11 protein-coding genes and 1 tRNA gene are annotated in these 10,872 nt (G+C 64.8%); 3 read left to right on the top strand and 9 right to left on the bottom strand.

Annotated features, from left to right (window positions below):
* From AABA86_RS27490 to AABA86_RS27465, 6 genes are all read right to left on the bottom strand, one after another.
* Window positions 1-1,969: Ig-like domain-containing protein (locus tag AABA86_RS27490; RefSeq protein ID WP_338309065.1), on the bottom strand; the 1,969-nt coding region annotated here is incomplete at its 3' end.
* Window positions 1,970-2,564: 595 nt separating this feature from the next.
* Window positions 2,565-2,641: transfer RNA gene (locus tag AABA86_RS27485), tRNA-Arg, on the bottom strand.
* A gap of 105 nt (window positions 2,642-2,746) precedes the next feature.
* Complete coding sequence (locus tag AABA86_RS27480; RefSeq protein WP_338309064.1) at window positions 2,747-3,703, bottom strand: tripartite tricarboxylate transporter substrate-binding protein; 957 nt, start codon at window positions 3,701-3,703, stop codon at window positions 2,747-2,749.
* Between the two features lie 47 nt (window positions 3,704-3,750).
* Window positions 3,751-4,122 carry a dimethylsulfonioproprionate lyase family protein gene (locus tag AABA86_RS27475; protein ID WP_212253861.1) on the bottom strand — a complete coding sequence of 124 codons (372 nt, stop codon included), beginning with the start codon at window positions 4,120-4,122 and terminating at the stop codon, window positions 3,751-3,753.
* A gap of 27 nt (window positions 4,123-4,149) precedes the next feature.
* Window positions 4,150-4,788, bottom strand: coding sequence for an RraA family protein (locus tag AABA86_RS27470; RefSeq protein WP_212253862.1), 639 nt, complete (start codon window positions 4,786-4,788; stop codon window positions 4,150-4,152).
* A gap of 21 nt (window positions 4,789-4,809) precedes the next feature.
* On the bottom strand, window positions 4,810-6,327 hold the full coding sequence (locus tag AABA86_RS27465; RefSeq protein ID WP_338309063.1) for an AMP-binding protein: 1,518 nt from the start codon (window positions 6,325-6,327) through the stop codon (window positions 4,810-4,812).
* 232 nt (window positions 6,328-6,559) lie between these two features.
* Here AABA86_RS27465 and AABA86_RS27460 point away from each other — a divergent pair, with 232 nt between their 5' ends.
* Window positions 6,560-7,180: a hypothetical protein gene (locus AABA86_RS27460; protein ID WP_338309062.1), complete on the top strand. Its 621-nt coding sequence runs from the start codon at window positions 6,560-6,562 to the stop codon at window positions 7,178-7,180.
* Window positions 7,181-7,307: 127 nt separating this feature from the next.
* Here the strand turns inward: AABA86_RS27460 and AABA86_RS27455 are convergent, their stop codons facing one another.
* Window positions 7,308-7,523, bottom strand: a complete 216-nt coding sequence (locus tag AABA86_RS27455) for a hypothetical protein (RefSeq protein ID WP_212247002.1) — start codon at window positions 7,521-7,523, stop codon at window positions 7,308-7,310.
* 17 nt (window positions 7,524-7,540) lie between these two features.
* Window positions 7,541-8,560, bottom strand: a complete 1,020-nt coding sequence (locus AABA86_RS27450; protein ID WP_338309061.1) for a 2-dehydropantoate 2-reductase — start codon at window positions 8,558-8,560, stop codon at window positions 7,541-7,543.
* A gap of 162 nt (window positions 8,561-8,722) precedes the next feature.
* Here AABA86_RS27450 and AABA86_RS27445 point away from each other — a divergent pair, with 162 nt between their 5' ends.
* Both AABA86_RS27445 and AABA86_RS27440 read left to right on the top strand, forming a co-directional pair.
* A complete protein-coding gene (locus AABA86_RS27445; RefSeq protein WP_212247006.1) occupies window positions 8,723-9,316 on the top strand; it encodes a YidB family protein in 594 nt (197 codons plus the stop codon).
* Window positions 9,317-9,358: 42 nt separating this feature from the next.
* Window positions 9,359-9,631 (top strand): GlsB/YeaQ/YmgE family stress response membrane protein, encoded by a 273-nt coding sequence (locus AABA86_RS27440; protein WP_212247007.1) that lies wholly within the window; start codon window positions 9,359-9,361, stop codon window positions 9,629-9,631.
* Window positions 9,632-9,861: 230 nt separating this feature from the next.
* Here the strand turns inward: AABA86_RS27440 and AABA86_RS27435 are convergent, their stop codons facing one another.
* Window positions 9,862-10,647 carry an SDR family NAD(P)-dependent oxidoreductase gene (locus AABA86_RS27435; RefSeq protein WP_212247008.1) on the bottom strand — a complete coding sequence of 262 codons (786 nt, stop codon included), beginning with the start codon at window positions 10,645-10,647 and terminating at the stop codon, window positions 9,862-9,864.
* Window positions 10,648-10,872 lie beyond the last annotated feature (225 nt).

Genomic DNA, 10,872 nt, shown 5'->3' with positions numbered 1-10,872 from the left:
GCACATTGGTGACTTCGACGGTTGCAGCGTCCTTGGTGCCGCCATGACCAATCGGCGGATCGATCGGCTGCGACAAGGCGCTGGTGTTGCCGGCGGCATCGGTCGCCGTCGCGGTGAAGGTGTGGGACCCGTGCTTGAGATTCGGGGTCGTCACGCTCCAGTCGCCATCACTCGCGACGGTCGCGGTGCCAAGCAGGGTCGTGCCCTCATAGAGCTTGATCGAGCTCCCCGCCTCCGCCGTACCGGATACCGTTGCGCGGTTATGTGTCGTCGGATCGCTCAACAGGATCGGAGCATCGGGGGCAGCGCTATCCACCGTGACATCAAGCGCAGTCGATGCCTTGCTGGTAACGCCGGAGACCGTGTCGGTCGCGGTAAAGCTGTGCTTGCCGTCCGGCAGTGCGACGGTCGTGTAGTGCCATGCCCCGTTCGCATCCGCCGTGACGGTGCCGAGCTGGGTCGTGCCGTCGAGCACCTTGACCGTGCTGTTGGCAACCGCAGTCCCCGCCAGGGTCACCGTCTTGTCGCTCGTGATGTGATCACCGGCGGTGCCGGTATCGCTGGAGAACGAGGCGATCTTCGGCGCGGCCGGCGCAGTGCTCGTGCCGGTGGAGCCCGTCGTCCCAGAACCAATGACCGCATCCACGGCCGTCGACGCGGCACTGACGTTGCCGGCAACGTCGGTCGCCTTCGCCGTCAGGGCGTGCGAACCGGCCGACAATGCAGACGTCGTGGCGCTCCACGCGCCGCTCGCGTTGGTCGTCGCGGTGCCGACCTGGGTCGTTCCGTCGAACACCTTGATCGCGCTGTTCGCTTCGGCAGTCCCCGACATCACGACCTGATTGGCAGTGTTGACGGTGTCACTCGCGATCGTCGGTGCAGCTGGCGCCTTGGTGTCGACGGTGACAGCCACCGCGGCCGACGCCACGCTGGTCTGCCCCGACGAGCTGGTCGCGGTTGCCGTCAGCGTATGCTTCGCATCGGTCAGGACCTTGGTGATGTAGTCCCAGCTGCCGGTCGAAGTCGCAGTCGCCGTACCGATCTGCGTCGAACCATCATAGACCTTCACGGTGCTGCCAGCCGCGGCGGTGCCGTGCAGGGTGATCTGGCTGGCGTCAGTGATGCCGTCGCCGGTCTTGCCCGTATCGGGTGACCAGGATGCGATGGTCGGCGCTGCCGGGACATCGGGCGTTGCGGGGGGCGTCGTCGGAGACGACGTCTGCCATCCCGTGCCGAGCTCGTCGTTGTTCGTCAGGACGGGCGTGTTGTCCCTGAAGTAATAGTAACCCCACTTGCCCTCACCAAGTTCGTTGTTGGTGAACGAGACTCCGGAAATCTTGTCGGTGCTGCTGAAGCTGCCATCGGAGTAAAGGGTGTAGCCGCCCCCTGCAAGATAGTTGCCGTCCACCTGAATGTTGGAAACCGGACCGAAGTCATTATTGATCATCACGGCCGAGACGTAGCTGTTCTCGTTGATGACGATGTTGTGCCGAATGACGACGTCTGAAACGCCGCCGTCGATCTCGATGCCATCGTAGTGCGGACCACCCAATGACGTACCGAGACGCACATCGGGCGCATTCATGGCATGGATATAATTGTCCTGGACGAGGCTCGCCCCGGTGACAATAATACCATTCTCCACGTCATGGATATCGTTGCGCAGGAATGTGCCCGAACCGACGATGCCGTTCGCGCCATCCGGGCTGCTTCCAACGTTTAAAATCTCGCTGTCCTTGACGACAGTTCCCGTAATGCCATCCTTGATCCAGATCCCTGTCCAATCGCTGGACGTGATGCGGCTATTCTGAATGGTGACGTTATCGGCCAGGACCGAAATCGTGCCTTTGACATCGAGAGCGTCGATGACGGTTCCTGGTTGAGTGACAGTTACGTCGCCCGATGGAGTCAGGATAACGCCATCAGGAAGACCGGTGCTATTCGCGTCTGGAAATCCAGCAATTGCCATGTATGTTCATCCCCTCTGCAATGCACGCGCAGACTGAGTCTCATGCGCATACGGTTCGATATGTCGCGGCTCAGTCCAACTCGACTGGTTCTTTGCCGCCCCATCGAGCGCGTGTTCGAATTCGCACGCGCCTTTTTTGAGACGATTCATTGACCCGAGGATGGAGTTTTTAAATCGCGCAGCCGCAGTTCCTGCCGCCGTCCAAAATTAATATTATCGCCGGACTGAGAATTAATAATCAGGATTAAATTTCGATCGAGCGCTCTATTTAAATCGGCAACGAACCTGTGCGGTCTTCGTCAACACCAATATGTATTGCGCCTCACGTCGCGTGCCTTCGCTTCGCCAATCACCAACGGCGGGCTGCACGCGCCAATCGGCGCCGCAGCCTCTAGCGACGTCGCGGATGCTTGTCCGAACTTCGTCTCTCGGAGCGAGAATGACTTCCGCGGATTTCCGATCCATCTGCCGAGGGTCGTCCGGCCACACGGCCATGGCGTCCTGCGTACCGCCTCGCGTAAACCCGCGCCCACACGCTTGCAGTCAGCGGGGAGGGCCGCAGGGCACTGATGACCGGCAAAAGGCTCTGAAAGATTGGCGATCCCGGGAAGACTCGAACTTCCGACCTACGGTTTAGGAAACCGTCGCTCTATCCGGCTGAGCTACGGGACCGCGGAACCCGCAAGTCAGGCGGGTTGCCTGGAGGTGTACATATCAAAGCGGAGACGGGATCGGAAGCCCTCCGCGTTGCCCAATATGAAAGGCTGCCGCTCGGCCTCACGCCCTGATATTGTTGTCCTTCACCACCTTGCCCCAATAAGCGACCTGCTTGTCGAAGAAGGTCTTGAAGGCGGCGCCGTCCTGGAGCAGCAGCGTCATGTGCTGGGTGTCCTTGAGCTGGGCGGCGGTCGCGGGCTCGCTGAGGATTTCCTTGGACGCCGTCGCGAAGGCTGCGACGATATCGGGCGGCGTGCCTGCGGGCGCAAAGATGCCCCACCAGGCCAGCGTCTCGAAATCGGGAAAGCCCGCCTCGATCGCGGTCTGCGTATCGGCCAGCGCCGGCAGCCGCTCGCGGCCGAGCTGCAGGATCGGATGCAGCATGTTGGTGCCGAGCTGGGCGGCGACCAGCGCGGCCGATCCCGCGATGAGATCGACATGGCCGCCGAGCACGTCGTTCATGGCCGGGCCGCCGCCGCGATAAGGCACGTGCATGATCTCGACGCCGGCCTTGCTGCCGAGCACGGTCATGGCGAGATGGCCGAGCGTGCCGATGCCGACGGACGCGTATTTCACCGCGCCCGGGGTCGCCTTGCAGGCGGCCACCACGTCGGCAAAGCTCTTGTAGGGGCGGCCGGCGCCGGCCGCGATCACGTAGGGCGCGGTGCCGATCAGCAGCACCGGCATCAGCTCACGCTCGACATCCACCGGCGGTTTGTCGAGGATCGACGGAATCACCGCATGGGAATCGAACGTGACCAGGAACGAGGTGCCGTCGGCCGGGCTCTTGGCGACTTGCGCCGCGCCGAGCGCGCCGGCCGCGCCGGACTTGTTCTCGACCACGACGATGCGACCGAGCTTGGTTTGCAGGCTGGCTTGCAACAGCCGCGCCATCGCATCGGTCGAGCCGCCCGGCGGAAACGGCACGACAAGCGTGATCTTGCCAGCCTGCGCCGCTGCCGGTGCCATTGCGAGAATGGCCGGTGCAGCCAGCAGCGTACGTCGTGTGATCGTCATGGTCCCCTCCCTTTTGTGTTCAGCGCCTGGCTTTTTGCTCTTTGGCGCTAAGTCGTGCCGAAGCCCGACCCCGCTTTTTTGTATTCTGGCCGAGGCGGACTGAAGATGTCCAGCACCCGGGCGCCGTCGGGGCCGGCGCGCATGGTGTGCGGCACATTGCCCGGGGTGCGCCAGAAATCGCCCTTCTTCACGGCAATCTCCTCATCGCCCTGGACGCGGATGGCCGAGCCGTCGAGCAGCACGCCCCATTGCTCCTCGGGATGATGGTGCAGCGTGCCCTGCGCATGCGGCGCCAGCGTCACCACCGACAGCATCGCCTGCTCGCCGGAGAAGATGCGGGTGGTCACCCCTGCCGCGAGCTCGCGGAACAGCCCGTCGCTGGGATCATCGATATTGTGGAATTCGTCCTTCTGACTCACGCCATCCTCCCCTTCGTTGTCGCCTGATCAGGATTTTCCATACGAGCCCTGATAGCGGCCCTCGCGGATCGCCTTCATGGTCTCCTCCTCGCGCGCGACCTGGGCGCGCACGGCTTCGAGCAGCGCGGCGGCGCTCGCGGCGGGAAACGACACCACACCATCCTCGTCGCCGACGACGATGTCGCCGGGCGAGATCACGCTGCCGCCGACCGAGACAGGCACGTTGATCTCGCCGGGGCCGTTCTTGTAGGGGCCGCGATGGATCACGGCACGGGCGTAGCAGGGAAAGTCGTCGGCCGCGAACGCCGCGACATCGCGGATGGCGCCGTCGATCACATAGCCTTCGGCTTTGCGCCATTGGGCGATGTTCTTCATGATCTCGCCGACCAGCGCGCGCGTCTCGTCGCCACCGCCATCGACCACGATGACGTCGCCGGGACCGACCAGCTCGAGCGCGCGGTGGATGGCGAGATTGTCGCCGGGGCGCGTGCGCACGGTGAAGGCCGTGCCCACCAGCTTAGCCCCGCGGTGATAGGGCTTCAGTCCCACCGCGCCGGGCAGCCGCGCGAGATTGTCTGAAATGACCGAGGTCGGCGCACCGCGAAAGCCCGCGATGATCTCGGCCGGCGGCTTCGGCACGCTGTTCGCAGCGATGGTGATGGTCATGTCCTGGAGTCCTTTCGTCAATCAATCGGCGTGCGACCGCGCCTTTGCCGGCCAAATCCGGAAGGCGCGCCCTTCCTTCATCCACGTTGCGCGCTCGTCGCGCAACAGCGTGCGGCGGACTTTTCCGGAATCATCGCGCGGCGGCGCGCCGACGATCTCGAAGCTTTCCGGATGCTTGTAGCGGCTGAGCCTGTCCTTCAGGAACTCCGCCATGCCGTCGGCGATGGCCTGGCCGTCGGCATCGCCCTCCGGCTCGATGATGGCGTGCACGCGCTGGCCCAATTCCGGATCGGGCAACCCCACCACGACGCAGGAGCGCACGCCCGGAGCCTCGGACACGGCGGCCTCGACCTCGGCCGGATAGATGTTGGCACCGCCGCGCAGCACCATGTCGGCGAGGCGGTCGCCGAGATAGAGATAGCCTTCCGCATCCAGCCTGCCGATATCGCCGAGCGATTCCCAGCCATCGCTGCGGCGCTTCGGCTCGGCGCCGAGATAGTGATAGGTGGCGTCCCTGCCGTCATTGTTGAGGAAATAGATCTCGCCGGTCTCGCCTGGCGCGACGTCGTTGCCGTCCTCGCCGATGATGCGCAGCTTTGCCATCTCGCCGATCCTGCCGACCGAGCCCTTGTGCGTCAGCCAGTCCGTGCCCGAGATGATGCAGGCGCCCTGCCGCTCGGTGCCGCCATAGAGCTCCCAGACTCGCTCCGGCCCAAGCCAGGCGATCCAGTTCTCCTTCAGCCAGGGCGGCATCGGAGCTGCCATGTGAAAGACGGTTTGCAGGCTCGACAGATCGTAGGCGTTGCGCACCTGCTCCGGCAGCGCCCAGATCCGGTGCATCATGGTCGGCACGAAATTGACCCATTGCACGCGCTCGCGTTCGATCTGCCGCAATGTCTCCTCGGCATCGAACTTGACTAGACCGGTGAGCTGGCCGCCAGTGAACAGCGCGTAGTGCGACACGATGAACGGCGCATTGTGATAGAGCGGCCCCGGATTGAGCAGCGAGACCCCGAAGGGGATGTTGAGCGGCGGCGCGGCGACCGTGTCGGTCACGGCCGGCTGATGATCGAGGATCACCTTCGGCCGCCCGGTCGAGCCGCCCGAGGTCATGGCCTTCCAGTAGCGCGCCACCGGCGGATTGAGCGACTCGTCCGAAAATCCTGCCGGCACGAAATCAGCCGGGAGGCGGTTCGGCGCGTTCCAGTCGGCCTCGCCGCCGACCACCAGCGCCGGCCTGAGAATGTCGAGCACGGCCGCGGCCTCGCCGCGCGGCAGCCGCCATGACAGCGAGGTCGGCGTCGCACCGCACTTCCACACCGCAAACGAGGTCTCGAAGAACGCGTTGCCGTTGGGCAGTCCGATCGCGACGAAATCGCCGGGCTTGACGCCCTTGGCCGCGAACGCCCGCGCGCGCCGGTTGGCGCCGCGCTCGAGCTCGTCCCATGTCAGCGAGTCCTGCCCATGGCGGATGGCAATCATGCCACGTGGTTTGCGTTCAGCGTACCAGCGCGGCACGTCGGACAGGGGCAGCAACATCAGGTGTTTCCATTTCGTCTTCTTGGCGTCGCCACGGGGGTGAGGCGCTCGCAAGGCGAAGTGTAGCAGCCGGCCGGCGCGCCGCTGTGACTCCTTCGCCACGTCAAGCACAAAATGTCAGCATTGCAGCCATGAAATTCCCGAGTTCCACGGGTGACAAGCCGGCGATAAAGAGGCAAAAATCTGGCTCGACTCAGTCCGGGTTGAGTTTGGCAAGGAATGCTCTCGTAGAATGTCGTCCGTGATTGCATTGCGTCGTGCGGCGCTGCTTCTCGTTGCCGCAGCAGGGTTTTTTCTGCTGACGCACGCGCATGCCCAGGCGCAATGGTGGAAACGCGCGCCGGTCGATTTCGAGGAGTGCGCCGACGCCGCCGAGAAGGCCGCCACCAAGTCCGAGAAGACATCCGCACTTGCCGATTGCAACGCCAAGTTCGCCGGCCGCCGCAAGGCAGGCGGCGGCTACTCCTATTACGACTTCCTGCAGGATCGCACCTTCGACATCGCCGGACCCAATCCGACGCCGGACGAGCAGAAGAAGATCGACGCAGCCTATACCGCCTATCTCGCCAAGGAGCGCCGCAGCAACGAAGCGGCCGAGGCCGCTGCCCGTCAACAGCGCGAGCAGCAGGAACTGCAGGCGCGGCAACTCCAGCAGGTCGCGCTTCGAACCGACGTCGCGCGCGTGCCCGTTCCGGTCGAGCGGCCGAAGGTGCAGCAAACCGTCGGTCAGCGCTCGAAGGGCGCGTGCACCAAAGGCTCATTCTCCTGCGAATGGCCCCGGCTGTCGGAGAGCTTGAACGATTTGAAGAAGCTGTTCAATCCGACCCCGAGCAAGCCGGCGAAGAAGGGCTGAGCTACAGCCGTCATTGCGCGATGATCGTAGGGTGGGCAAAAGCGCAAAGCGCCGTGCCCACCGTTCGTTTATGATTGAGAGAGTTGGTGGGCACGCTTCGCTTTGCCCACCCTACGAGAGCGTCTCCTCACTTCGTGGGCTTCTTCTTGCTACGCTTGGGTTTGACCACCGGCGCATCCGGCGGCGCCGCGGTCGTCGGTGCCCCACTCAGCGCCTTGCGGCTCTCCTGCAGCCGCGCGTCATAGCCGGGCGAGTTCATGACCGTCGGCGGCCTGGCGTCAGCGAATGTGGCCGCGCCACAAAGCGCTACCAGCGCGAGCCCGATCACCAAACAATGTTTCATCGCGCTCTTCCTCACGCTCAAGCCCGGCCGCGAATCTGCTGCGGCGTCAGACGCGGTGGACCCTTGCCGGCGGCCTCGGCTTCCTTGATCAGCGCAACAATGCGGCGCATCAGCGGCACCTCGACATGGTTTTGTTCGGCAAGCGTTATGACGGCGCCCTGGAGATAGTCGATCTCGGTCTTGCGTCCGTGCTTCAAATCCTGCCACATCGAGGAGCGCGCCTCGGGATCGATCTTCATGGTCCGCCCCAGGATCGCGTTGAAGATCGTGTCGGGCAGCCGGAGCAAGGCCGGCGTCCAGTTCATCGGGATCGGCGTTGCCGAGACCGGCGCGATGCCGGCGGCCTTCAGCGCGGCCAGCCCTTCCGCCATCTGGTCGGCAAACAGCCTGCGCCAGTCGCGGCTTGCCAGTTGCGCGGCGAGCGGCAAGTCGGACAATGCGCTGAGCGCATTGTTGAGATTGATGATGAGCTTGCCCCATTGCACGCCGGTGATGTCACCGCTCGCGCGCACCGTGAGACCGGCCACCGAAAGCGACGCGGCCGTGTTTTCAGCGTCCTCTCCGATATGGATATCGCCGGAGGTCGAGCGGTGGAAACGGCCCTCGCCCATCGCGATCACGTTGAACGGCACCATGCCCGCGAGCACGCGACGGCCGCCGGGACGATTGCCAAGACGGTCGCGCAGCACCGCGGCATTGCCGATACCGTTCTGCAGCGAGACGATGACGGCATCCTCAGGCGCATGCTGCGCGATCTGATCCGCGACATCGGCGGTGTCGGCGCTCTTCACCGTGACCAGCACGATGCCGGCGCTGTGGAAGATCGCGGGATCCTCCGACAGCGCGAGCTGCCCCGCACCGAGCTTCTTCTCGGAGCCGTCGAAATGGGTCAGCCGCAGGCCGAACCGCTCGATCTCGGTCTTCACCCGCGGCCGCACCAGCAGCGCGACACGGCGGCCCGAGGCCGCCAGCATGCCGCCGACGAAACAGCCGATGGCGCCCGCGCCGGCCACCACGATCGGTCGATCCGTCATCACCTCGCCTTGCTCCCTGAACGACCCACCCTCGATAGCAGAGGCGAGGCCGGCAACCAATCGCAGCGCATCCGCCTTGTAACCGTCATGAGAGCCCCATATGTTTTCGGCCCGGGGGCAGCCAGCGGCGAGCGCTCGCCGAACGAGACGCCAAAGGAGAGCACCATGGGTCTACTCGACGTCCTCAACGGCATGCAGAACGGCCCCCGCGGCCCCTCTACACCCAGCTCCGAGAAATCCTCCGGCGGCATGTCGCCGATGACCATGGCGATCATTGCCCTGCTTGGATGGAAGGCCTTCAAGCATTTGACGGCAGGCCAGCCCGGCGCGGCGCCTGCCCCGCAACAGCGCTCTCCGCTGCCGCCTCCGACGCCTGTGAATACAGGCAGCAGCGCTCTTCCCGGCGGGAGCGGCGGTCTCAGCGATTTGCTCAAAGGCGGGCTCGGCGGCCTGCTCGCGGGCGGCGCGGCCGGAACCGTGCTGAGCGGCGGCCTCGGCGATCTCCTCAACCAGCTCCAGCAGGGCGGCCACGGCGAGGCCGCGAATTCCTGGGTCGGCAAGGGCGAGAACAAGGCCATCGCGCCTGGCGATCTTGCGAGCGCACTCGGCGCCGACCAGATCGAGAGCCTGTCCGCCCAGAGCGGCCTGTCGCGCGAGGAGCTGCTCTCCGGCCTCAGCCAGTATCTGCCGCAGGTGATCGACCATCTGACGCCGGACGGCCGGCTGCCGACCGAGAACGAGCTTTCGGGCAGAATTTAATAGGACCTCGATCTACGCGTTCTCGGGAAGGGAAGCACACTCATGAGCATGGGCGGTCTGTTGTGGATCATCGTCGTCGGCTTCATCGCCGGCCTCATCGCGCGCTGGCTGGCGCCGGGACCGAACAACCCGAGCGGCTTCATCCTCACCACCATCCTCGGCATCGCCGGGGCGTTTCTCGCCACCTTCATCGGTCAGGCGATCGGCCATTACAGCCCCGACCAGGGCGCCGGCTTCATCATGGCCACGCTCGGCGCGGTGGTGGTGCTGTTCATCTGGCACCGGCTGGTGACGAGCGGCGTGATCAAGGGGTAGGCCGCCGGCGCGTCATGGCGTGACCTATCAACAAACTCGTTGTCGTCCCGGACAAGCGCGCCTAAGCGCGCGCCGATCCGGGACCCATAACCACAGGGAGTGGTTTGGCGAAGACTCGGAGTGACCAGAGTCGCGCGGCAACTCCTGCCTGTGGTTATGGGTCCCCGCGCCCCGTGCGCAATTGCGCACTAGGCGGGGACGACACCGGTATGTGACGCTAGTTGAGTATCTCACGTAATCAAATGCATCCCCGCATCCATGCGCACGACCTCGCCGGTCATGTTGCTGGAGGCCGGCATCGCCAGGAAGCAAACGAGCTGCGCGATGTCCTCGGCGGTCGATGCGACCTTGAGCGGCACCTTCGCCACCACGCTGTCGCGCACCTGCTTGGCGCCGGCTTCGCCGCGGCCCTTGGTGAACCAGGGCGTGTCGATATAGCCGGGGCACACCGTATTGACGCGGATCAGCGGCGCCAGCGCGCGCGACAGCGACAGCGTCATGGTGTTGAGCGCGCCCTTGCTCGCGGCGTAGGCGATCGACGAGCCGACGCCGCTGATGCCGGCGACCGAGGACACGTTGACCACGGCGGAGGGCCGACCCGAAGCCTTGGCGCCGGCCTCCAGCAGGCTGCGCGCGGCGCGCACCATCTGGAACGGGCCGATGGTGTTGACGCCATACACGCGCTGGAAATCTTCAGCCGACAATCCGTCGAGATCGGCATGGGCGACATGCTTGGTGGTGCCGGCATTGTTGACGAGGATGTCGAGCCGGCCCCAGGCGCTGGCGGCCGCAACGATCTTGCGGCAATCGTCGTCCTTTGAAACGTCGCCCTGCGCAACCAGAACTTCCGGAGAGCCCGCCTTGCGGCAGACGTCCGCGGTGGCCTCGGCTTCTTTCTGGCTAGAGGAATAGTTGATGACGAGCCGCGCCCCGCTTCGCGCGAGGATTTCCGCGGTTGCTGCGCCAAGTCCGGATGCGGACCCCGTCACGATTGCGCACAGACTGTCTTTGGCCATCCGGATTTCCTTCCCCTGTATCTGATGCGAGCCTTAAGTCGCTGGCCTTGTTTAGCGAGTTTGCCGCGCCCTGCAAATCAAGCAAACTCCGCTAAGCGGAATTAGCTTATCCCCCATGCCCGCGCCGCAGGTTGACCTGCGATCAACGCTTGTCACGGCCATGGCTTTTTCGGATCATCGGGCGCAAGAAGACCTGCGCGGTTCGCTCCACCAGGCGGGACGCGC

The sequence above is a fragment of the Bradyrhizobium sp. TM233 genome (assembly GCF_036247965.1).
In the GTDB taxonomy this organism is placed as follows: domain Bacteria; phylum Pseudomonadota; class Alphaproteobacteria; order Rhizobiales; family Xanthobacteraceae; genus Bradyrhizobium; species Bradyrhizobium ottawaense.
Note: the sequence above shows the minus strand (reverse complement) of the source record. Positions and strands in the feature narration are given on the sequence as shown.

Excerpts from the sequence above, each read along its gene's own strand:
- AABA86_RS27480 (WP_338309064.1), bottom strand. The coding sequence starts at position 3,703 with ATGACGATCACACGACGTACGCTGCTGGCTGCACCGGCCATTCTCGCA.
- AABA86_RS27470 (WP_212253862.1), bottom strand. The coding sequence starts at position 4,788 with ATGACCATCACCATCGCTGCGAACAGCGTGCCGAAGCCGCCGGCCGAG.
- AABA86_RS27465 (WP_338309063.1), bottom strand. The coding sequence starts at position 6,327 with ATGTTGCTGCCCCTGTCCGACGTGCCGCGCTGGTACGCTGAACGCAAA.
- AABA86_RS27460 (WP_338309062.1), top strand. The coding sequence starts at position 6,560 with ATGTCGTCCGTGATTGCATTGCGTCGTGCGGCGCTGCTTCTCGTTGCC.
- AABA86_RS27455 (WP_212247002.1), bottom strand. The coding sequence starts at position 7,523 with ATGAAACATTGTTTGGTGATCGGGCTCGCGCTGGTAGCGCTTTGTGGC.
- AABA86_RS27445 (WP_212247006.1), top strand. The coding sequence starts at position 8,723 with ATGGGTCTACTCGACGTCCTCAACGGCATGCAGAACGGCCCCCGCGGC.
- AABA86_RS27440 (WP_212247007.1), top strand. The coding sequence starts at position 9,359 with ATGAGCATGGGCGGTCTGTTGTGGATCATCGTCGTCGGCTTCATCGCC.
- AABA86_RS27435 (WP_212247008.1), bottom strand. The coding sequence starts at position 10,647 with ATGGCCAAAGACAGTCTGTGCGCAATCGTGACGGGGTCCGCATCCGGA.